Consider the following 25318-nt stretch of genomic DNA (forward strand, 5'->3'; position numbering starts at 1 on the left):
TCTATATGTGACGAATGAGCGGCAAAAACCTGCGGGGCAAAATGCAAAAAAATATTTCAAAGCCTCTGGGCCGCGGCGTTGCGCCGAGCCTAAATCCGCCGAATTGAGTTTCGTTCCTAACTGCATGCGAGTGCCCCGGCACTACGAATGAACTTTTAGGAAGACGCCCAGCATGAAACCTGAAGACGCCGAGAAGCTTGCCCGTCGCTTTATCGCCCTGCCGTTGGACAAGCGGCGCCTGTTTCTTCAGGCCTTGGCGCGAGAAGGGGTGGAGTTCTCGCTGTTGCCCATTCCTGCGCAGGTCGAGGGCATCGCCTGCGCGCAGCCGTCCTACGCCCAGCAGCGCATGGGGCTGTTGTGGTTGCTCGATCCAGAAGGCGCAGCCTACAACCTACCCGGAGCGGTGCGCCTACAGGGCGTGCTGGACCTGGACGCACTGAGCGCGGCCTTCGAGGCGCTGGTGGCGCGGCATGAGCCGCTGCGCACGCTGTTCCGCCTGGAGGAGGGCATCTGGTATCCCCGCGTGCAGGCGCCTGGGCCACTGGCGCTGGAGCGCCACGATCTTGCAGGTTGCGCCGAGCGCGAGCAGCGCTTGCAAGACATCGCCCAGCAGCAGGCGGGCCTGCCGTTCGACCTGCAGGAAGGGCCGTTGCTACGGGTATGCCTGGTACGCCTGGCCGAGGACGAGCACGTGCTGTTGCTCACCTTGCACCACATCGTCGCCGATGGCTGGTCGATGAACGTGCTGATCGACGAATTCAGCCGCCTGTACGCCCAATGCGTGGCGGGCCAGGTATCCCAGTTGCCGCCGCTGCCGATCCAGTACGCCGACTACGCCCTGTGGCAGCGAAGCTGGCTGGAGGCGGGCGAGTTGCAGCGCCAGCTCGACTATTGGACGGCCCAGCTGGGCGATGAACAGCCGGTGTTGGAATTGCCGACCGATTTTCCCCGGCCAGCCGCACCGAGTTATCGCGGCGTGCGCCTGGAGTTCGCCATCGACCCTGCGTTGGCCACGGGCCTGCGCACACTGGCCCAGCAGCAAGGCGTGACCTTGTTCATGGTGCTGCTGGCCTCGTTCCAGGCCCTGTTGCACCGCTACACCGGCCAGCAGGACATTCGTGTCGGCGTGCCGGTCGCCGGGCGCGGCAAGGCCGAGACCGAAGGGTTGATCGGCTTGTTCGTCAACACCCAGGTGCTGCGCGCCCAGCCGCGTGGGGATCAGCCGTTCAACGCGCTGCTGGCTGAAGTCCGTACGGCAGTGTTGGGCGCCCAGGCGCACCAGGAGCTGCCGTTCGAGCGTCTGGTCAACGCCCTTGAGCCTTCGCGCGATGCTGCCCATTCGCCGCTGTTCCAGGTGCTCTACAACCACCAGCCCGTGGTCGCCGACCTCGAGCAGTTGTACATCGCCGACGGGCTCAAGGCCTCGCGCCTTGAGTTGGGTGGGCGCACCACCCAGTTCGACCTGGCCCTGGACACGCTGGAAAAGTCTGGCGCCCTGCACGCAGCCTTGACCTACGCCTGCGACCTGTTCGAGCAGGCCAGCATCGAGCGCTTGCGCGAGCACTGGCTGAACCTGCTGCAGGGCATCGTCCAGGCGCCGGATGCACGCCTGGGCGACCTGCCGCTGCTGGGGCATGCCGAACGCGAGCGTCTGCTGCGCGGCTGGAACGCCACCGCCGAGCACTACGAAAACGGCCCCTGCGTGCAGCGCCTGATCGAGGCGCAGGCCCTGCGCACGCCGGATGCCCCGGCCTTGGTGTTCGGCAGTACGCAGTTGAGCTATGCCGAACTGAACGCCCGAGCCAACCGCCTGGCCCATCGCCTGATCGAGGCAGGCGTCGGCCCTGAGGTGCTGGTGGGCATTGCCCTTGAGCGTTCGCTGGAGATGGTGGTCGGCCTGCTGGCAATCCTCAAGGCCGGCGGTGCCTACGTGCCGCTGGACCCGGACTACCCCGCCGAACGCCTGGCCTACATGCTTGAAGACAGCGGTGTGAACCTGCTGTTGACCCAGACCGCGCTGCGGACACGCCTGCCGCTGAACGCCGACCTGCGCATCTTGTGCCTGGACAGTGCCGCCGCCGACTGCGCCGGGTATCCGCACAGCGATCCCGCCTGCCAGGTCAGTGGCCACAACCTGGCCTATGTGATCTACACCTCCGGTTCCACCGGCCGCCCCAAAGGTGCTGGCAATAGCCATCAGGCGTTGTTCAACCGCCTGGCCTGGATGCAGCAGGCCTATGGGCTGCAGGCGTGCGACAGCGTGTTGCAGAAAACGCCGTTCAGCTTCGATGTGTCGGTGTGGGAGTTCTTCTGGCCGCTGATGGTCGGTGCGCGCCTGGTGGTGGCCCAGCCCGGTGCCCATCGCGACCCGGCACAACTGATCCAGATCATCACCGAGCAGGGCATCAGCACCTTGCACTTCGTGCCCTCGATGCTCCAGGCCTTCATCCATGAGCCGGGCGTCCAGGCCTGCACCAGCCTGCGACGCATTGTCTGCAGCGGCGAGGCCCTGCCGGCCGAAGCCCAGGCCCAGGTGTTCGCCCGTTTGCCTGGGGCGGGCCTGTACAACCTCTACGGCCCGACCGAAGCCGCCATCGACGTGACCCACTGGGCCTGCATCGAGGATGGCCGCCACAGCGTGCCGATCGGCCGGCCCATCGCCAACCTGCGCACCCACATCCTCGATGCCGAACTCAACCCGGTGCCGGTTGGCGCCGCCGGTGAGCTGTACCTGGGCGGCGTGGGCCTTGCGCGTGGTTACCACCGCCGCCCGGCGCTGACCGCCGAGCGCTTCGTGGCCGACCCATTCGGCTCCGGTGAGCGCCTGTACCGCACCGGCGATCTGGCGCGTTACCGCGAAGATGGCGTGATCGACTACTTGGGGCGCCTGGATCATCAGGTGAAGATCCGTGGCCTGCGCATCGAACTGGGCGAGATCGAGGCCGGCCTGATGGCTCACCCGGCGGTCAAGGAAGCGGTGGTGCTGGCCCAGGACAACAAGCTGTTGGTCGCCTACCTGGTGCCGTCGGCGCAGGTGGCCGATAGCGGCGCGCTGCAGGCGCAGCTGCGAGCCCATCTACAACTGAGCCTGCCGGTGTTCATGGTGCCGGAGTGCTTCATGCTCCTGGAGCGTCTGCCGGTCACTGCCAACGGCAAGCTCGACCGCAAGGCCCTGCCACGCGCCGGAGCGGTACGCCAGCAGCACGAGGCGCCGCACAGCGAACGCCAGCGCGCCTTGGCGCAGATCTGGCAGCCGTTGCTGGGCGTCGAGGCGGTCGGGCTGGACGATAACTTCTTCGCCCTGGGCGGCGATTCGATCATCGCCATCCAGGTGGTCAGCCGCGCCCGCCAGGCCGGCCTGCGCCTGAGCCCCGCCGATGTGTTCAAGCACCAGACCCTGCGCGAGCTGGCCGAAGCCGTGGAGCAGGCGCCGCTGGTGCAGGTCGAGCAAGGGCCGCTGCAGGGCGAGGTGGCGTTGACGCCCATCCAGCATTGGTTCTTCGAGCAGACGATTCCGACGCGCGAGCATTGGAACCAAGGCCTGCTGCTGACCCCGCGCGAGCCGCTGCAGCCCGAGGGTCTGGAGGCGGCCCTGGTGCGCCTGGTCCAGCAACACGACGCCTTGCGCCTGCGCTATCGCCACACATTGACCGGCTGGCAGCAAACCCACGCCGAGGCGGCGCCTGTGCAGCTGTGGCATCGTCAGGCTGCGTCGGCCCAGGCCTTGCGCGCTCTGTGCGACCAGGCCCAGGCCAGCCTGGACCTCGCCGACGGCCCACTGCTGCGTGCGCTCTTGGTGCAGATGGCCGATGGCAGCCAGCGGCTCTTGCTGGTCGCCCATCACCTGGTGGTGGATGGGGTGTCCTGGCGCGTGCTGCTGGAGGACCTGCAGCAGGCCTACCGTCAGCAGGCCTTGCCGGCCAAGACCAGCGGCTACCAGCACTGGGCTGCACGTTTGGGCGATTACCTGCCTCGAGCTCGTCAGCAATTGCCGTTCTGGCTGGCGCAGCGCGCCAGCGCGCCACTGCCGCACGACAACCCGAATGGGCGCAGGGTCAACGCCAGCGCGGCCGTGCTGACCTGGCGCCTGAGCGCCGAGCGCACCCGCCAATTGCTGCAGCGCGCAGGCCAGGCCTACCGCACCCAGGTCAACGACCTGCTGTTGACCGCCCTGGCCCAGGCCGTGGCTGACTGGAGCGCTCAGGCGGACTGCCTGGTACTGCTCGAAGGCCACGGTCGCGAGGCGCTGTTCGACGACATCGATCTGAGCCGCACCGTGGGCTGGTTCACCAGCCTGTTCCCCGTGCGCCTGAAGGCTGCGCCGACGCCGGGCGAGGCGATCAAGGCGGTCAAGGAGCAGTTGCGCGCGGTGCCGGACAAGGGCGTCGGCTATGGTGTGCTGCGCTACCTGGATGCCGAGGCCGGCGCACAGCTGGCCGCCCAGGCGCAGGCGGGCATCCTGTTCAACTACCTGGGCCAGTTCGACCAGCAATTCGGAGACGACGCCTTGTTCGCCCCGGCCATCGAAGGCAGCGGCCAGTCCCAGGATCCTATGGCGCCGTTGGCCAGCGCCTTGAGCTTGGAAGGGCAGGTGTACCAGGGCCAGCTGGTGCTGGAGTGGCGCTACTGTCGCGAAAGTTTCGACACCTCCACACTCGAGCGTCTGGCCGAGGGCTTCGGCCAGGCCCTCGAGGCGTTGCTTGACCATTGCCTGGCCCCCGGCACCCTCGGCGTGACACCTTCGGACTTCCCTTTGGCGCGGCTGAACCAGGCACAACTCGATGGCCTGGCCTTGGACTGGGCTCACGTCGAGGATGTGCTGCCGCTTTCGCCCTTGCAGCAGGGCATGCTGTTCCACAGCCTCTACGCGCCCGAGACCCGCGCCTACATCAACCAGTTGCAGGTGTGCATCGACGGCCTGGACGTGGCGCGCTTCGCCGCCAGCTGGCAGGCCGTGCTCGCACGCCACGACGTGCTGCGCAGCCAGTATCACTGGGAGGCCCTGGCGCAGCCGGTGCAGTCGATCGCCCGCGAGGTAGCACTGCCACTGCAGGTGCTGCCGGGTGAAGGCGCGGATATCCAGCGTATTGCCGATCAGGAGCGCACCCGCGCCTTCGCCCTGGACCGCGCACCCTTGCTGCGCCTGGTGCTGGTGCACCTGGGCGGCGAGCGCTACCAGTTGATCTACACCAGCCACCACATCCTCATGGATGGTTGGAGCAACGCTCAGCTGCTGGGCGAGGTGTTGCAACGCTATGCAGGCGGCCAACCGCCGGTGAGTGCGGGCAAGTACGCCGATTACCTGGCCTGGCTGCAACGGCGCGACCCGGCCTTGGACGAGGTCTTCTGGCGCGGCCAGCTCCAGGCGCTCGAAGCACCGACCCTGCTGGGCGAAGCGCTGCCCCGCGAGGCGGGCGAGGAGGGTTTCGGCGAGTTGGTCCACGGCTTGGACGAAGCCTTCAGCCAACGCCTGGCGGCGTTCGCCCGGGCCCAACAGGTGACCGTCAGCGTGGTGTTCCAGGCGGCCTGGGCGTTGCTGCTGCAGCGCTACTGCAACCAGCCATCGGTGGCCTTCGGCGCCACCGTGGCCGGGCGCCCCGCGCAGTTGCCGGGCATCGAGCAGCAGGTCGGGTTGTTCATCAACACCTTGCCGGTGATCTGCGCGCCGCGTGCGACCCAGCGCGTGGCTGCCTGGCTGGGCGAGGTGCAGGCGCTTAACCTGCAACTGCGCGAGCACGAGCACACTTCGCTGGTGGACATCCAGCGCTGGGCCGGCCAGCAGGGGGCCTTGTTCGACAGCCTGCTGGTGTTCGAGAACTTCCCGGTGGCCGAGGCGCTGCGCCAAGGCGCACCGGGCGGCTTGCGGCTCTCGCAGGTCAGCAACGTCGAGCAGACCAGCTATCCGCTGACCCTGGGCATCGAGCAGCACCAGGGCCTGGTACTGACCTTCAGCCACGACCGCACCCGGATCGGCAGTGCACAGGTGGCGCAGCTGCGCGATGCCCTGGTGCACCTGCTTGCGCAGTTCGTGGCCGCGCCTGAACAGCCGCTGGCGAGCCTGGGCCTGCTCGATGCCGCGCGCCACGCCGAGCGCCTGGCCCAGGGCGGGCAGCCGCGGCTGACGCTGGACAGCCCGCTGTTGGCGCACCAGCGCTTCGAATGCCAGGCAGCGCTCACGCCACAGGCGCTGGCCCTGATCGCCGGCGAGCAGCGCTGGACCTACGACAAACTCAATGCCCAGGCCAACCGCCTGGCCCATCGCCTGCGCGCATGCGGCGTGGGTCCTGGCCAGCGCGTGGGGCTGTCGGTGCGACGCGGGCCGATGATGATCGCCAGCCTCTTGGCGGTGCTCAAGGCGGGCGCCGCCTATGTGCCGCTGGACCCCGACTACCCGGCCGAACGCCTGACCTACATGATCGAGGACAGCGCCCTGAGCCTGTTGCTCATGCAGCCTGGTTTGCTCCAGGCGCCGGCCGGGCTGCCTTGCCTGCTGCTGGAGGCGGGCGAGGGCTGGCTGGAGGGCTACAGCCCGGAAAACCCGGTCAACCTGGCCAGTGCCCAGGACCTGGCCTACCTGATCTACACCTCCGGTTCCACCGGCCAGCCCAAGGGGGTGTCGATTGCCCATGCGGCACTGCGCGAATTCTGCGTGATCGCCGCCGACTATTCGCAACTGGTCCCCGAGGATCGAGTGCTGCAGTTCGCCACCTTCAGCTTCGACGGCTTCGTCGAGCAGTGCTACCCGCCGCTGTGCGTGGGCGCCTGCTTGGTGCTGCGCGGCGATGAGCTGTGGGACACCACGACCCTGTACGAGCAGATCATCGCCCAAGGCATCACCCTGGCCGACCTGCCGGCGGCGTACTGGTTCCTGCTGGCCCAGGAGTGGGCCGCCAGCGCGCCGCGTGAGGCCGGGCGCCTGCGCCAGGTGCATGTGGGGGGCGAGGCGATGTCCGCCGAGGGGCTCAAGCTGTGGCACGCGGCTGGGCTGGAGCATGTGCGGCTGGTCAACACCTACGGCCCCACCGAGGCCACGGTGGTGTCGAGCACGCACCTTTGCACCTTGGCTGACAGCGCGGGCGCCATCCCCATCGGCCGCGCGTTGCCGGGGCGGGCGCTGCACATCCTGGACGGCCACGGCCACCTGGCCCCGGCAGGTCTGGCCGGCGAGCTGTGCATCGCCGCAGGCGCGGGCCTTGCCCGTGACTACCATGGCCGTGCGGCGCTGACCGCCGAGCGCTTCGTGCCAGACCCGTTCGCCGGCACCCCGGGTCAGCGCTTGTACCGCAGCGGCGATCTGGCGCGGGTGCGCGCCGATGGCGTGGTCGAGTACATCGGCCGGGCCGACCATCAGGTGAAGATCCGTGGTTTCCGGGTCGAACTGGGTGAGCTGGAAGCGCACCTGCAAGCGTTGCCCATGATCCGCGAAGCAGCGGTGCTGGTGCACGAGGGCGCCACCGGCAAGCAATTGATCGGCTACGCCGTGCCCACCGCGCCTGCGCATACCAGCGCCGAACTGACCCGCGCCGTGCGCCAGGCGCTCAAGGCCCGCTTGCCGGACTACCTGTTGCCGGCCCAGGTGGTGGCGCTGGCAGCGCTGCCGCTCAACCGCAACGGCAAACTCGACCGCACGGCCTTGCCCGCGCCCGAGGCCCTGGCGCTTGAGGGTGGCGAGCCGCTGCGCGAAGGCCTGGAGCAGCAGCTCGGGCAGATCTGGCAGCAGGTGCTGGGCCTCGATGGCCTGGGCCGCGAGGACAACTTCTTCGACCTGGGCGGCCACTCCCTGCTGGCCACCCAGATCGTTTCCCAGGTGCGCCGGCAACTGGGGCGTGCAGTGAGCCTGCGGGCGCTGTTCGAGCATCCGCGGCTGTGCGATTTTGCCGAGCAGGTGCGCGCCAGTGCCGATCAGGCCGTGCTCGCCCGCCCGGCCATGGCGCGAGACCCAGGGCCGGGCGAGCAGCCATTGTCGTTCGCCCAGCAGCGCCTGTGGTTCCTCTGGAGCCTGGAGCCGCACAGCTCGATGTACAACATGCCCGGCGCCCTGCGCCTGCGCGGCCCACTGGATCCGGACGCCCTGCGCCGTACCTTCGAAGCCTTGCTGGCGCGTCATGAAGTGCTGCGCAGCACCTACCACGAGGCGCGCGGAAGTACCTGGCAACAGGTGCGTGACGACCTGCCGCTGGCGCTGCGTTACCGCGACTTGCGTGGCCTGGCCGATGCCGAGGCCAGTGCCCAGGCACTGGCCCGCGAGGAAGTCGCGCAGCCGTTCGATCTGGCCAACGGCCCACTGCTGCGTGTGCAGGTGCTGCAACTGGCCGACCAGGACCATGTGCTGCTCATGACCTTGCACCACATCGTCGCCGACGACGGCTCGTTCCGTGTGCTGATCGACGAGTTCGTGAGCCTCTACAGCGCATTCGCGGCAGGCGAGCAGCCGACCCTGCCAGGGCTGAACCTGCAATACGCCGACTTCGCCCGCTGGCAGCGCCAGTGGTTGGAGCAGGGCGGCGAACTGCAACGCCAACTCGCCTGGTGGCAGGCCCATCTGGGCGAGCATCACCCGGTGCTGGAGCTGCCGCCGGACCCGACCGCCGAACCCGGCGAAGCCGGGCAGGGCGCGACCTGCCACTTCACCTTCGACCTCGCCCAGAGCGCGGCCTTGCGCCGGTTCGCACGGCAACGCCAGCAGTCGCTGTTCAGCGTGCTGCTGGCCGCGTTCAACGTGGTGTTGCAACAGCGCACCGGGCAGGCCCGCCTGCGCATCGGCACCGACATCGCCAACCGCAACCATGCCGAGCTCGAGCGCATGGTTGGCTTCTTCGTCAACCAGCTGGTGTTGCAGGTGGAGCTTGTGCCGGCGATGACTGCCGATCAGCTGCTGACCCTGTGCAGCCGAACGTTGATCGAGGCATCCGAGCACCAAGACCTGCCGTTCGAGCGCCTGGTCGAGGCCCTGCGCCTGCCCCGGCGCAACGGCCGCTCGCCGCTGTTCTCGATCAAGCTGATCCACCAGGAAGGCGTGGGGCGCCTGCCGTCGATGGGGGCGCTGCAGGTCAGTGACTTCCCGTCCGGGCGCCAGGCCGCCGAGCTGGACCTGGTGGCGGCGTTCTACAACGACGACGAGCACCTGCACCTGAGCTTCGAGTATCCGGCCGGGCGTTTCGCTCCGGCCACGCTGGAGGCGATGTTCGAGCAGGTCCGGGCGGTGCTCGCGGCGCTGGTCGGGGGCGCAGCCACCCTGGGCGAGCTGTCGGCCCGGGCCGAGCAGGTCTGGCGTGACCACCAGCAGCGCCAGAGCAGCGAACGCGCCGCCCGCCTCAAAGGGCTGCACCCGATCCGCCGGCGTCGTTCCAGCGCCGTCGAATGACCTGATTGTTCAACGACTTTTGCGGCGGCTCGCGACGAGCCGCCATGGTCCAGTTCCAGGAGGCGTCATGTCTGTCACTTCATTGTCCTCTCGCCCCATGCGCGGTGCGCGCAAGCGCATTTCCAGCGACACGTCCAGCCTGGTCAGCTTCCGCCCGTTGTTCGAGGCGGGCTTTCCGCTGCTGTGTACGCCCACCGTGCCAGGGGTCGATCTAGTCGCCTGGGCGGCGCAGAACCGCGCGCTGATCCAGCAGCAATTGCACCAGGGGGCGGCGATCCTGTTCCGCGGCTTCGATGTGGCAGGTATCGATCAATTCAACCAGTGTATCGACGCGATTTCCGGCGGCGCCCTGCAGTACCTGTTCCGCGCCTCGCCACGCACCCAGATCACGGGCCAGTTCAACATCTACAGCTCCACTGACTACCCGGCCGGTGAGCGGATCTTCCCGCACAACGAGCACTCCTATTCGCCGGTGTTCCCGCTGCATTTGTACTTCTACTGCGACACCCCCTCCCAGACCGGTGGCCAGACGCCGCTGGGCGATACCCGGCTGATCCTCGACCGCGTCGATCCGCAGGTGCGCGAAGCCTTCGCCCGCAAGGGCATTCTCTATGTGCGCAACTATGGCGACGGCATGGGCCTGCCGTGGCAGACCGTGTTCCAGAGCGAGGTGCGCAGCGAAGTGGAAGCCTACTGCGCGCAAATCGGTGTAGAGGCCGAGTGGAAACCAGGCAACCGCCTGCGCACCCGTCAGCGCGGCCCGGCCATCGTCCGCCACCCGCAAACCGGCGAGCGCATCTGGTTCAACCACGGCACCTTCTTCAATGCCCTGACCCTGCCTGACAGCATCCGCGACAACCTGCTGCGCGAGTTCGGCCCGCTGGACTTGCCGCAGAACACGTTCTTTGGCGATGGCACGCCGATCGGCGATGACGTGGTGCGCCACCTGCAACAGATCTACCGCGACGTGATGGTCGAATTCGACTGGCAGAAGGGCGACGTGGTGCTGCTGGACAACATCCTCACCGTGCATGCGCGCAACGCCTTCACGGGCCGTCGAAAAATTCTCACCGCCATGGCGATCGCGCAGAAAAGCGCCGATCTGGCCCACGATTAAGGAGCTCCACACATGACCCTCTCCCTCCAGCCAGGCCATGACGACGTAGGCGGTGAACTGTTCCAGGCCTCTGCCCAGCAGGCGCTGGCTTTGGCCAACCAGGGCGAGCACCCAGGGCACGCTTGGGTGGTGCTCAGCGTCGCACGCCTGCCCGATGCCGGCGCGCTGTCCGCGCACCTGGCGACCCTGGGTGCGCGCCACGAAATACTGCGCACCCTATACCGCCGCCTGCCGGGCATGGCCTGGCCGCTGCAGGCCGTGCAGGCGCAAGTGCCTGGCGCCGTACATGCCGAGGCCGACCGCGACCTGGACCAGGCGCTGGCCTGGGCCAGGGCCCAGGTGGGTGCAGCCGGTGCCTGCAGCGTGGCGGTGAGCGCCCTGGCCGGTGCCCAGCCACGCCTGTTGCTGCTGGGCAGCGCGGCCAGCCTCGACCGCGCCAGCCTGCTGATGGTGGCGGGCGAGTTGGCCGTCTTGTGCGAGGGCCGCGTGCTCGCCGACAACCACGAGGCGTTGCAGTACGTCGACTTCGCCGCCTGGCAGCAGGAACTGCGCGAAGATGAGCTGGGCCGCCAGGGCGCGGCGTTCTGGCAGGCGCTGGTGCGCAGCCATCAGGTCAACCACCGCCTGGCCTTCGAAACCCCAGGCCACGCCAACGCTCGCCACCAGGCCAGCCGTGCCGATCGGACGCTCGAGGCGCTGCTGTCGAGCGACGGCGGCGAGGCGCGGGTGCTGGCGCTGTGGGGCGCTTTCCTGGCCCGTATCAGCCAGCAGGACCGCTTGCTGATCGGCCTGCACGTGGAGGGCCGCAACGAGGATCTGGCCGATGCCTGTGGCGTGTTCGCCCGGGCCCTGCCGGTGGCCTTCGACCAACGCCAGGGCGCCAGCCTCGATGGGTTGACCGACGAGATGACGACCCGCCTCGAACAGTCGCGCTCCTGGCTGGACTGCCTGAACGAGTTCGACCTGGGGCTGTGCCGCTACGGCTTCGTCCATCGCCCGAGCGCCGCTGAACAAAGCGTTTTGGCGCTGGACGCCGAAGGGCCGGCCGAGCGCCTGCGCCTGGTGCTAGGCGAAGGCCTGGTGCGCCTGGATGCCGATGCCGCTGCCTTCAGCGTCGAGGCCTTGCAGATGCTGCTGGGGCAGTTCCTGCACTTTGCCGGTCAGGCTCTGGTCGCGCCAGCGCAGGACCTTGCCGAGGCCGGCTTGCTCGATGAGGCTGGGCGCCGGCTGGTGCTGCAGGGCTTCAACCCCCAGGCCGCCTCCCTGCGCCAGGCGCGGCAGTTGCAAGCGTTGTTCGCCGAGCAGGCCGAGCGTCAGCCCCAGGCCATCGCCTTGAGCGTGGGCGGCGAGCGGCTGACCTATGGCGAGCTGGAGCGCCTGTCGAACCAGGTGGCCAACACCTTGCGCGCCCAGGGCACAGGCCCGGACCAGGTGGTGGCGGTGTATGGCCAGCGCAGCCGCGAGCTGGTGGTGGCACTGCTGGGCATCCTCAAGGCCGGAGGCGCCTACCTGCCGCTGGACCCGAACTACCCGGCCGAGCGCCTGGCCTTCATGCTCGCCGATGCCGGTGCCGAGCAGGTGCTGGCCTGCCTGCCGCTGCCTGCGGCCTGGCAGCAGAACCCGCGTTTGACGGTCACTTCCCTGGCCACCGATGCGCCCGTGTGGTCGGCCAGCGAGCAGGCCCCGGCGCCACTGGGCGATGCCGACAATCTGGCCTACGTGATCTACACCTCCGGCTCCACCGGCAAGCCTAAGGGGGTCATGGTCAGCCACGCCAACGCCGTGGCCTCGACCTTGGCCCGTGGGCATTTCTACCGCGAAGCGCTGGGCAATTTCCTGATGCTGTCGTCGTTCTCCTTCGACAGCTCCGTGGCCGGTGTCTTCTGGGCGTTGAGCCAGGGCGCGACACTGACTCTGCCGGAGGAGCACAGCTACAAGGATCCGCAACAGCTGGCCGCGCTGATCGCCCGGGAGGGCGTGACCCATTACCTGACGTTGCCCTCGTTCCACGGGCAGATCCTCGAATACCTCGATGCACCGAGCCTGCGCTGCGTGATCGTCGCCGGCGAGGCCTGCACCCAAGAGCTTGCGCGGCGCCACGGCGAGCGTCTGGCAGGGGTTTCGCTGGTCAACGAGTACGGACCGAGCGAAGCCACCGTGTGGTCCACCGCCACCTACCTGGACCCGGCCGACGGCCATGGCATCGCCATCGGCAAGCCGGTCCAGGGCCTGCGGGTGCATGTGCTGGACGCGCAGTTCGAACCGGTCGCGCCGGGTGTCGAGGGCGAGCTGCACGTGGCCGGCGATGGCCTGTGCCGTGGCTACCTGGCGCGGCCGTCCCTGACCGCCGAGCGCTTCTTGCCGGACCCGTTCGCCCAGGAACCGGGGCAGCGCCTGTACCGCACAGGCGATGTAGCGCGCTACCGGGTCGACGGTACCCTGGACTGCCTTGGGCGCCTGGATCATCAGGTCAAGCTGCGCGGTTTTCGCATCGAGTTGGGCGAAATCGAAAACGCCCTCCGCGCCGGGCGCGGCGTGGACGATGCGCTGGTGATCGCCCATGACACCGCGGCGGGTAAACAATTGCTGGCCTTCGTCGTTTCTACTCAGGAAGGTCACGAGCAACTGGGCCTGGACCTGCACAGCCACCTCTCCCAGGTGCTGCCCGAGCACATGCTGCCGGCGCGCATCCGGGTGCTGGAACGCTTCCCGCAGACCCCCAATGGCAAGCTCGACCGCAATGCCTTGCTGGCCCTGGACAGCCGACGCAGCCAGTACATCGCCCCGCGCACGGACCTTGAGCGCACCCTGGCCGGTATCTGGGCCGAGGCCCTGCAGGTGGACAAGGTCGGTGTGCAGGACAGCTTCTTCGAGCTCGGCGGCCACTCGCTGCTGGCCACCGCGATCCGTACCCGGATCCAGGAAGCCTTGGGCCTGACGATCCCGCTGCGGGTGTTCTTCGAGGGCGAGACCCTCGAGCGCCTGGCGCAGGAGATCGATGCATTGCGCGAGCAAGCCGGTAATCAGCAAAACACAGTGGACTCCCTGGAGGCGCTGTTCGACGAGGTTGAAGCTCTATGAATGCGGTACCGGACAGAATGCTGGCGCTGGCGCAACGGTTTGCAGGGATGTCGGCCGAAGCCCGACAGGCGCTGCAAGGCAAGATGCGCGAGCAGGGCCTGACCCTGGAAGCCCTGCCGATCCCGCCGCGTGCGGCGGGTTTGCAGGTGGTGCCGGCGTCCTACGCCCAGCAGCGGCTGTGGTTCATCTGGCAACTGGAGCCACAGGCCAGCGCCTACAACCTGACCGGTGCCTTCCGCCTGCGCGGCCCGCTGGACCGTGCGGCCCTGGAGCAGACCCTGGCCGCGCTGCTGGCGCGCCATGAAGTACTGCGCACCACCTTCCGCCTGGAGGCGGGGGCTGTGCAGCAAGTGATCCACCCTGCGATGGCCTGCCCGCTGGAGCAGGTCGAGGCGCACGAGGCAGGCCTTCAGGCTGCCATCGCCAGCGCTGCCCGGGCACCGTTCGACCTGGCCCACGGCCCGCTGATGCGCGCCCGGTTGGTCCGGCTCGGCGCCCAGGATCATGTGTTGGTGCTCACGCTGCACCATATCGTCACCGATGGCGCCTCGTTGCCCATCCTGATCGAGGAATTCACCCGCCACTACGCGGCGTTCGCCAGCGGCCAGGCGCCGCAGGTAGAGGCCCTGCCGATCCAGTACGCCGACTTTGCCCTGTGGCAGCGGCTGTGGCTGGAGGCGGGCGAGGGCGAGCGGCAATTGCAGTATTGGCGCGAGCAGTTGGGCGATGAACACCCGCTTTTGAGCCTGCCGCTGGACCGCAAGCGCCCGAGCGTACCCAGCCAGCAGGGCGATTGCGTCAGCGTCCAGGTGCCCGCCGCAACCTTGGAAGGCCTGCGCCAGTTGGCCCGCGAGCAGGGCTGTACGCTGTTCGTGGTGCTGCTGGCGTCGCTGCATGCGTTGTTGCACCGCTACAGCGGCGAGCACGACATCCGTGTCGGCGTGCCGGTGGCCAACCGCACACGCCAGGACGTGCAGACGCTGCTGGGCTTTTTCATCAACACCCAGGTGCTGCGCAGCCAGCCGCAGCCCGAGCAACCCTTCCTGGACCTGCTGCAGGCCCTCAGGGCTGCGGCCGTGCAAGCTCAGAGCCATCAGGACGTGCCGTTCGAACAACTGGTGGACGCGCTGCAGCCAGAACGCAGCTTGAACCAGAGCCCGCTGTTCCAGGTGATGCTCAATCATCAGCAGGCCGCCGAGGGCAGTGCCCGCTGGTCGTTGCAGGGGCTGGAGGTCGAAGTGCTGGCGGTCGATGAACGCAGCACCAAGTTCGACCTGATGCTCGATACCGTCGAAGGGCCCGAGGGCCTGAGCGCGGCGTTCACCTATGCCACCGACCTGTTCGAGGCCGCCACCCTCGAGCGCATGGCGCGCCACTGGTTGAACTTGCTGCAAGCGATCGTGCGCAATCCGGCCACGGCCCTGGGCGAGTTGCCGATGCTCGATGCCGCTGAGCGCGCTGCCACCCTGGCCGAGTGGAACCCCAGGCCGGCCCGGCATGAGCTGCGCGAGTGCCTGCACCAGCGCATCGAGCGCCAGGCGGCCTTGCGCCCAGCGGCCACCGCGGTGGTCTGCGAGGGCGAGCGCCTGAGCTATGGCGAGCTCAACCGCCGGGCCAACCGCCTGGCCTGGCACCTGCGTGCCCAGGGTGTGGGCCCGGACGTGCGCGTGGGCATCGCCTTGCCACGCTCGCTGGAGATGCTGGTGGGGCTGCTGGCGATCCTCAAGGCCGGTGGCGCCTATGTGCCGCTGGACCCTGAATACCCCGAGGAGCGCCTGGCCTATCTGCTCGAAGACAGCGGCACGCGCCTGCTGATCAGCCAGGCGCCGCTTGCCGTGCGCCTGCCGCAGGTCGAGGGCCTTCAGACGCTGTTGCTCGACCAGGCCGGTGCCTGGCTGAGCGAGGCGCCCGAGCACGACCTGCCCAACCTGACCGACCCCGACAACCTGGCCTACGTCATCTACACCTCAGGCTCGACCGGCAAGCCCAAGGGCACCTTGTTGCCCCATGCCAATGTGTTGCGCCTGTTCCAGGCCACCCAGCAGTGGTTCGGCTTCGACGAGCACGATGTGTGGACGCTGTTCCATTCCTATGCGTTCGATTTTTCGGTGTGGGAGATCTTCGGCGCATTGCTGCATGGCGGCACGTTGGTGGTGGTGCCCTATGCCACCAGCCGTTCGCCCCAGGACTTCCACCGCCTGTTGCGCGAGGAGGGCGTGACGGTGCTCAACCAGACGCCGTCGGCCTTCCGCCCGCTGATCGAGGTGGCGTGCGCGGCCCGCGACCAGGGGCCGCTGGCCCTGCGCACGGTGATCTTCGGCGGCGAGGCCCTGGCGGTGGCCGACCTGCGGCCTTGGTTCGAAGCCTTCGGCGATCGCCAGCCGCAACTGGTGAACATGTACGGCATCACCGAGACCACGGTGCACGTGAGTTACCGGCCACTGGGCTGGGCCGACCTTGAATCGAGCAACAGCAGCCCGCTGGGCGAGCCGATCGGCGATTTGTCGTGGTACGTGCTCGACAGCCGTTTGAACCCGGTGGCCAAAGGCTGCGTGGGCGAGCTGTACGTGGGCGGGGCGGGCCTGGCACGGGGCTACCATCAACGCGCGGATCTGACTGCCACGCGCTTTGTGGCCGACCCCTTCGCCGAGCGCCCTGGGGCGCGCCTGTACCGCACGGGCGATCTGGCCCGCTACAGCGCCGACGGCAGCCTCGAGTATATCGGCCGGATCGACCATCAGGTGAAGATCCGCGGTTTTCGCATCGAGCTGGGCGAGATCCAGCGCTGCCTGCAACAGCATCCGCAGGTCGCCCAGGCCCTGGTGCTGGTGCACGAGGCTGGCGCCAGCAAGCAACTGGTCGGCTACCTGGTGGCCAAGGCTGGCGTCGAGGCCGGCAGCAGCACCTTCGGCCAGGGCCTGCGTGACTACCTGCGCGGCGAGCTGCCTGACTATATGGTGCCCGCACACTTGATGGTGCTCGACGCCTGGCCGCTGACCAGCAACGGCAAGCTCGACCGCAAGGCGCTGCCCGCGCCGGGCCTGGCGCCGTCGCGAGGGGCCTGGCAAGCGCCGCAGGATGCGCTGCAGGCTGACCTGGTCACGCTCTGGGAAGAGGTGCTCAAGCGTGCGCCGGTCAGCATCGATGACAACTTCTTCGAGCTCGGTGGCGACTCGATCATCGCCATCCAGCTGGTCAGCCGTGCCCGTCAGAGCGGCATCCGCTTCAGCCCCAAGGATCTGTTCCAATACCAGACCGTGCAAAGTCTGGCGCGGGTCGCGGTGCGCAGCGAGGCGGCCGTCCACAGCGATGCGCCGGTGGTTGGGGAGGCGCCGCTGACGCCGATCCAGCAGTGGTTCTTCGAGCAGCCCGTGGCCCATCGCGCCCACTGGAACCAGTCGGTGTTGCTGGACCTGCGCCAGCCGGTCGATGCGCAGCAGCTGCGTAGGGCGCTGGCCTGCGTGATGCGCCAGCACGACGCCCTGCGCCTGCGCTTTGTGCAGCAGGCCGGCCAGTGGCGTCAATGGCATGCCGAGGAGGGCGCCGAGCAGCCAGTGCTGCAGCACGCCCACGCCTGTGACGAGCAGGCCTTGCTGGCGCTGTGCAACCAGGCTCAGGCTAGCCTGGATCTGGCCGAGGGACCGCTGCTGCGCGCCCTGCTGGTGGACATGGCAGAGGGCGGGCAGCGCTTGCTGTTGGTGGTCCATCACCTGGTGGTGGACGGGGTGTCCTGGCGGGTGCTGCTGGAGGATCTGCAGCAGGCCCTCCAGCAATTGGCCGCCGGCGAGCAGCCGCGCCTGCCGGGCAAGACCAGCGCCTACCAGCAGTGGGCCGGGCGCCTGGTACAGCATGCGCAGAGCCCGTCATTGCTGGCCGAGGCCGCGTACTGGCACGCCCAGTACCAGGACGTGACGCCAGGCCTGCCGAGCCAGGCTGTGTCCCACCCGGTGGCGCAGGAGATCTGCGCCGTGCAGACCTGCCTGGACCCGAACCTCACCCGCCAATTGCTGCAGCAGGCCCCGGCAGCCTACCGCACCCAGGTCAACGACCTGTTGCTGACCGCCCTGGCCCAGGTGATCTGTGCCTGGACCGGCCAGGCCTCGACCCTGGTGCAGCTCGAAGGCCATGGCCGCGAAGACCTGTTCGAGGACATCGACCTGAGCCGCACGGTGGGGTGGTTCACCTCGATCTTCCCGGTCAAGCTGACCCCGGCGCTGGATGCCGGCGCCAGCATCAAGGCCGTCAAGGAGCAACTGCGTGCGGTGCCGAACAAAGGTATCGGTTTCGCCATCCTGCGCTATTTGGCCGACGTGGGGCTGGGGGCGCTGCCGGCACCGGCCATCACCTTCAACTACATGGGCCAGTTCGATGCCAGCTTCGATGCACAGGCGGCTTGGCAACCGGCACGCGAGCGCGGCGGTGACGAGCAGGCGCCGGGCAACACAGTGCTCGAAGGCCTGAGCATCAATGGGCAGGTGTATGGCGGCGAGCTGTGCCTGAGCTGGTCGTTCGACCCGCGCCGCTTCGCCCAGACCCAGGTGCAGGCCCTGGCCGACGCCTATGGCCAGGCCTTGCGTGCGCTGGTCGAGCACTGCCTGGCCAGCGATGGCGGGCTGACACCGGCCGATGTACCGCTGGCGCAACTGCACCAGGCGCAGCTCGATGCCCTGAACCTTGTGGCGCGCGACGTCGAAGACCTTTACCCGCTGTCGCCGATGCAGCAGGGCATGCTGTTCCACAGCCTCTACGACGATGAGCCAGGCGCCTACGTTCACCAACTGCGCCTGGACGTCGAAGGCCTGGACGTCGAAGCCTTGCGGGCGGCCTGGCAGGGGGCGCTGGACGCCCATGACACCCTGCGTGCGCGCTTTTTGTGGGGCGATGAACTGCGCCAGCCGTTGCAGGCGATCGGGCGCCAGGTGCGTCTGCCGCTGGAACGGCTGGACTATCGCGGCCAGCCGCGCAGTGCCCTGGAGGCATTCGCCGAAGCTGACCGTCAGCGCGGTTTCGATCTGGCCCAGGCACCGCTGCTGCGGGTCAGCGTGCTGGACACCGCCGAAGGCCGGCAGCACCTGATCGTCACGCACCACCACATCCTGCTCGATGGCTGGAGCACCTCGCAGTTGCTCGGCGAAGTGATGCAGCGTTATGCCGGCCAGACCCCGGCCAGCAGTGCCAGCCGCTACCGCGACTACATGGCCTGGCTCGTCGTCCAGGATGCCCAGTCCGCCCAGGACTTCTGGAGCGCCCAGCTGGCGCCGCTCGAAGAGCCGACCTTGCTGGCCAATGGTGCTCAGGCCGAGCCTGGCGCAACGGGCTTCGGAGAATATTTCCAGGTGCTCGACCCGGCGACCAGCGAGCGCCTGGGCGCGTTTGCCCGGCAGCACAAGGTCACCCTCAACAGCTTGGTGCAGGCCGCCTGGCTGCTGCTGTTGCAGCGCTACAGCGGGCAAGCCTGCGTGGCTTTCGGCGCCACCGTGGCTGGCCGTCCGGTAGACCTGCCGGGCATCGAGCAGCAGTTGGGCCTGTTCATCAACACCCTGCCGGTGATCGCCCGCCCTGAACCCGGGCAATCGGTGGCGCAGTGGGTACAGGCGATCCAGGCGCTGAACCTGGACCTGCGCGAGTACGAGCACAGTCCGCTGGCCGAGGTGCAGCGCCTGGCAGGGCTGGGCAATCTGTTCGACACCTTGCTGGTATTCGAGAACTACCCGCTGGCCGAGGCGCTGCAGCAGGGACCGGACACGGGCTTGCGCATCCTCGATGTGCAAGGTCGCGAACAGACCCATTTCCCGCTGACGGTTTCGGCCGACTTCGGCGCGCGCCTGTCGCTGCGCTACAACTATGCCCGCAGCGCCTTTGGCGACACCTTCATCGCCAGCCTGCACGAGCACCTGTGCAACCTGTTGCAGGCCATGGCCGCAGCGCCTGAGCAGGCGCTGGGCCAATTGACGCTGCTGGGGGATTCGGAGCGCGATTTGCAACTGCTGGCCTGGAACGACACCCAGGTGGCCTTCGCGCCAATGCAACCGGTGCATCGGCTGTTCGAGTCGCAGGCCGAGCGTGCGGGGCAGGCGCCGGCACTGGTGTTTGGCGATCAGCAACTGGACTACGCCGAGCTCAACCGCCAGGCCAACCGCCTGGCGCACCGCTTGCGCGCGCACGGGGTGGGCCCGGAGGTGCTGGTCGGCATCGCCGCCGAGCGCTCCCTGGAACTGGTGATTGGCCTGTTGGCTGTCCTCAAGGCCGGTGGCGCCTACGTACCGATGGATCCGGACTACCCGGCCGAGCGCCTGCAGTACATGCTCGAGGACAGCGGCGTGGGCTTGCTGCTCAGCCACAGCACCCTGGTAGCGCGCTTGCCGCTGGTCGATGGCGTCCAGGTGCTGTGCCTGGATCAGCTGGACCTCACCCAAGGCCCGGACCACAACCTGGACCTGGCCCTGGACGGCGCTTCGCTGGCGTACATGATCTACACCTCGGGTTCCACCGGCCGACCCAAGGGCGCGGGCAACCGTCACGACGCTTTGTACAACCGCCTGGCCTGGATGCAGGCGGCCTACCCGCTGGGCGCGGGGGACACGGTGTTGCAGAAGACGCCGTTCAGCTTCGATGTGTCGGTGTGGGAGTTCTTCTGGCCGCTGATGGTCGGCGCCCGCCTGGCCATCGCCGAGCCCGGGGCGCATCGGGACCCGGCGCAACTGGTGGCGCTGATCAACCGTCACCAGGTCGATACGCTGCATTTCGTGCCGTCGATGTTGCAGGCGTTCGTGCGCGACGAGGGCGCGGCCTCCTGTCACAGCCTGCGCCAGGTCATCTGCAGTGGCGAGGCGTTGCCCGCCGAATTGCAACGCCAGGTGCTGCGCGTGCTGCCCAAGGCCGGGCTGTACAACCTGTACGGCCCCACCGAGGCGGCCATCGACGTGACTCACTGGACCTGCCGCGACGACGGTGGGCACAGCGTGCCGATCGGCCGTCCCATCGCCAACCTGCGTACCTATATCCTCGACGACAGCCTGCAGCTCCAGGCCGTGGGCCGGGTCGGTGAGCTGTATTTGGGCGGCGTGGGCCTGGCGCGCGGTTACCACCAGCGCCCTGGGCTGACCGCCGAGCGTTTCGTCGCCTCGCCATTCGACGCCGGCCAGCGGCTGTACCGCACCGGCGACCTGGCCCGCTACCGCGCCGACGGGGTGATCGAATACATCGGCCGAATCGACCATCAGGTGAAGATCCGCGGCCTGCGCATCGAACTGGGCGAAATCGAGGCCGCCCTGGTCGAACAGCCCGGCGTCGCCGAAGCCGTGGTACTGGCGCTGGAGGTGGGCAAGAGCACGCAACTGGTGGCGTATCTGGTACCCAGTGCCGGCGCGCTCGACCCCGCGGTGCTCAAGGCTGCCCTGGCCGAGCGACTGCCCGAGCACATGCAACCGGCTCAATTGATCGAACTCGAACGCATGCCGGTGACGGCCAACGGCAAACTCGACCGGCGACGTCTGCCGGCACCTGAGGCCCGCACGCGTCAGGGGCGCGCACCGGCCACGCTTGAGGAAGCGAGCTTGCTGGCGGTCTGGCAGGCGCTGTTCGAGCGCGACGACATCAGCGTCGAAGATGACTTCTTCGAACTCGGTGGCGACTCGATCGTGTCGATCCAGGCCGTGGCCCTGGCGCGCAAGGCGGGGCTGTCGATCACGCCCAAGGATGTGTTCAGCCACCCGACCCTGGAGGCTTTGGCCCAGGTCGCCACCGCCCTGGCACCGGCGCTCGAGACGCCGGTGGCGCGGGTGTCGGTGGGGCTTTCGCAGGCCCAACTGGCGCGCCTTGGGCTCACTGCCGCGCAAGTGGAGGACGCCTACCCGCTGTCGCCCATGCAGCAGGGCATGCTGTTCCACGCGCTGCAGGACAGCGACGATGGCCTGTACGTCAACCAGATCGAAGTGGGCGTGGTGGGCGTGGATCCGCAGCGCATGCTTGCGGCGTGGGAGGCGGTAGCCCGCCGCCACGCGATCCTGCGCACCGCGTTCCTCTGGGAGGGTGAGCAGGAGCCGCTGCAGGTGGTGCTGCGCGAAGTGCCGCCGCTGCTGACCGTGCTCGACTGGCGCAACCGCGCCGACGCCCGGCAGACCGTGCGCGTGCTGGCCGATGCCGAGCGCGAGCAGGGCTTTGCCCTGGGGAGCGCGCCGTTGCTGCGGGTGCTGTTGGTGCGCATCGATGAGCAGCGGTACCGGCTGATCTGGACCTACCACCACATCCTCATGGATGGCTGGAGCGTCTCGCGGCTGATCGGTGACGTGCTGCGCCACTACAGTGGCCAGGCGCTGTCTCCGGTGGCCGAGTACCGTCATTACATCGGCTGGCTGCAGCGCCAGGATCCGCTGACCAGCGAAGCGTTCTGGAAGACTGCGCTGGCAGCGCTGGAAGGGCCGACGCACCTTGCCCGTGCCGTACCGGTCAAGCAGCCGCAGGCGGGCTATCACGCGCTCTACACCCAGCTGGATGCAACGCAGACCACGCGCCTGCAGCAGTTCGTCCAGGGGCAAAGGGTGACCCTCAACACCTTGGTCCAGGCGGCCTGGCTGCTGCTGTTGCAGCGTTACAGCGGCCAGCGCACGGTGACCTTCGGCGCCACCGTGTCGGGGCGTCCGGAAACCCTGGAAGGCGCCGAGCAGATGCTTGGGCTGTTCATCAACACCTTGCCGGTGGTCAGCAGCGTACCGACCACCCAGGCCGTGGGCGACTGGCTGCGTGAGCTGCAGGCCTACAACCTGCGCATCCGCGATCACCAGCACACGCCACTGGGCGACATCCAGCGCTGGGCCGGGCAGGGCGGCCAGGCGCTGTTCGACAGCATCATCGTGTTCGAGAACCAGCCGGTCGATCGCACGCTGCGCGAGTGGGACGGCGACTCACTGCGCTTTGAGGAGGTATCGGACTTCGGCCTGACCAGCTTTGCCATGGACCTGATGGTCAGCGTGGAGGAGGGCGGTCTGCGCATCGAGTACATGCACCAGCGTTCGCACTTTGATCTTGCGACGGTCGAGCAGATACGCGCGCACATGGAAAGCCTGCTTTGCAGGCTGTGCGACGATGCCCTCCAGCCGGTCGGCTGTCTGGGCCTGGTCGAGGGCGCGCCACGCCAGTTGCAGGCGGCCGCGCCAACTGTGGTCAACACCCCGGTGCATGAGCTGATTGCCCGTCGCGCCCGGGAGCTGCCACAACACCCGGCGTTGGTGCTGGGCGAGCAAGTGCTCGACTACGCTACCCTCGAGCGCCGCGCCACGGCCTTGGCCGTGCGTCTGCAAGCGCTGGGTGTTGGGCCGGAAACCGTGGTGGGCGTGTTCATGGAGCGCTCGCTGGAGCTGGTGGTGTCGCTGCTGGCGGTGCTCAAGAGCGGCGGTGCCTATGTGCCGCTGGACCCGGAGTACCCAGCCGAGCGCCTGCGCTACATGATGGCCGACGCGGGCATGGCGGTGTTGCTGACCCAGCATCGCCTGCAGGATCGGGTGACCCTGGCGCCATCGGTGACCTGCCTTGCGGTCGATACGCTGGTACTCGATGAAACGGTCGATGCCTCGGGCTTGCCGGCGGTTCAGGACCTGGGCCTGGCCTACCTGATCTACACCTCGGGTTCTACCGGCAAGCCCAAGAGCGTCGCCGTGGCCCATGGGGCGATCAGCATGCATGTGCAGGCTATCGCCCAGCTCTACGAGATGGACCACGACAGCCGCGAGCTGCACTTCATGTCGTTCGCCTTCGATGGTGCCCATGAACGCTGGATCGCCACGTTGATCAGCGGCGGCACCCTGGTGATCCGTGACAACAACCTGTGGACCGCCGAGCAGACCTTGCAGGTGCTCAAGGCGCAGCGCATCACCATCGCCTGCTTCCCGCCGGCGTACTTGCTGGAGCTGGCCGAGCAGGCCGAACGCCAAGGCGAGGCGCCGGCCGTGCGCATCTACTGCTTTGGCGGTGATGCAGTACCGGATGCCAGCTTCGAGCGGGTCAAGCGCAGCCTGGCGCCACAGTACCTGGTCAACGGCTATGGCCCGACCGAGACCGTGGTCACGCCGCTGCTGTGGAAGACCCCAGCGAGCGGGCATTGCCAGGCAATGTATGCGCCGATCGGTCTGGCGGTGGGGGCGCGGACCCTGTACGTGCTCGATGGCGACCTCAATCCCTTGCCGCCGGGCCTGGTCGGTGAGCTGTTCATCGGTGGCGAGGGCGTTGCCCGCGGCTACCATCACCACCGCGGCCAGACCGCCGAGCGCTTCATCGCCGACCCGTTCGGCGCGCCGGGAGCGCGGCTGTACCGCACGGGCGATTTGGTGCGCATGCGCGCCGATGGCGTAGTGGATTACGTGGGGCGCGTCGACCATCAGGTCAAGGTTCGGGGCTTCCGGATCGAGCTGGGCGAGATCGAGGCGAGGCTGCGCGAACAGACCGGGGTCAAGGATGCCTTGGTGGTGGTGCGCGACACACCGCAAGGCCGCCAGCTGATCGGTTATGTGGTCGCCGCTGCCGAACAAGGGTTGAGCCAGCGCCTGCTGGCGGCCCTGCGCGAGCGCCTGCCGGACTACATGGTGCCGGCCCAGGTGGTGGTGCTGGCGCAGTTCCCCCTCACGCCCAATGGCAAGCTCGACCGCAAGGCGCTGCCGGACCCTGACTTCGGTGCCCGCGAATTCGTTGCACCGCGCACGCCCCTGCAGGCGGCGCTGGCGCAGGTCTGGCAACAGGTGCTGGGTGTCGATCAGGTGGGCATCACCGACAACTTCTTCGAGCTGGGCGGCGATTCGCTGCGCACCTTGAAGGTGATCTCCCAGGTACGGGCGATGCCGGGGCTGGGCTTCGAACTCAAGCTGCGCGACATGATGGCCAACCCGACCATCGCCGGCCTGACCGCCGCCCAGGGCCAGGCGCCGGAGCCGTTGCTGCTGCTCAACCAACCGGTGACGGATGCAGCGCCGCTGTTCTGCCTGCATGCAGGGTTCGGCACAGTGTTCGACTACGAGCCCCTGGCCCGGCGCCTGGAAGGGCAGCGCACGGTGTACGGCGTGCAGTGCCGGATGCTGCTGGACCGCCAGTGGCAAGACTTGTCGCTGGCGCAGATGGCCAGTGACTACGCCGCTGCCATTCGCGCTCGCCAGCCCCAGGGGCCGTATCACTTGCTGGGCTGGTCGCTCGGCGGCAGCCTGGCCCTGTTGGTGGCTCAGGTCCTGGAGGGCCAAGGGCAGAGCGTACGCTGGCTGGGCCTGGTGGACAGCTACGTGCCGCTGGGCACCCGTGAGCAGGCCGAAGCGCTGCGCGAAGACCTGCAGGCCTTCCTCTGCGCCACCCTGGGGATGGACCCGGACGCGGTGCAACCAGTGCTCGACGGGCACGGGGCGATCGAGGCCCAGGAGGTGGGTGGGTTGATTGCCGAGGTGATCCAGCGTCAGCCACAACAGGGCGCGGGTTATGCCTTGCTCGGGGCCGATGAGCTGGCGCATACCTTCATGGTCAGCCAGCGGCTCAAGCAACTGTCGCGCGAGCTGCCGATGTTGCCGGTGGTCAAGGCCGAGCTGCGTTGCTGGTGGGCCAGTGCCAACCCGACCGGTGAGCGAGCGGCGCTCGAAGCGCAGCAACCGCGTATTGCCCACACCGAGGTGGTGCGCGCCAGCCACTACGACATCCTGCATAGCCCCGGCTGCCTTGATGGGGTGTTGGCGACCCTGGAGCCGGTGCGGCTGCCTCAAGCCTGACCGGCCAGTCTGGCGGTTTGC

The 25318-nt window shown here is 68.2% G+C and carries 4 protein-coding genes; all 4 read left to right on the forward strand.

The window, feature by feature from the left end; translation table 11 throughout:
• Positions 1-172: 172 nt before the first annotated feature.
• Positions 173-9364, forward strand: coding sequence for a non-ribosomal peptide synthetase (locus tag R6G97_RS23515; RefSeq protein WP_317847585.1), 9192 nt, complete (start codon positions 173-175; stop codon positions 9362-9364).
• Between the two features lie 67 nt (positions 9365-9431).
• Entirely contained in the window at positions 9432-10481 is a 1050-nt protein-coding gene (locus R6G97_RS23520) for a TauD/TfdA family dioxygenase (protein ID WP_043215871.1), read from the forward strand.
• 12 nt (positions 10482-10493) lie between these two features.
• Entirely contained in the window at positions 10494-13562 is a 3069-nt protein-coding gene (locus R6G97_RS23525; RefSeq protein WP_317847586.1) for a non-ribosomal peptide synthetase, read from the forward strand.
• Positions 13559-25297, forward strand: coding sequence for a non-ribosomal peptide synthetase (locus tag R6G97_RS23530; protein ID WP_317847587.1), 11739 nt, complete (start codon positions 13559-13561; stop codon positions 25295-25297). Before R6G97_RS23525 ends, R6G97_RS23530 begins: the two co-directional genes overlap by 4 nt.
• Positions 25298-25318 lie beyond the last annotated feature (21 nt).

The sequence above is a fragment of the Pseudomonas sp. HTZ2 genome (genome assembly GCF_033173945.1).
Lineage (GTDB): Bacteria > Pseudomonadota > Gammaproteobacteria > Pseudomonadales > Pseudomonadaceae > Aquipseudomonas > Aquipseudomonas guariconensis.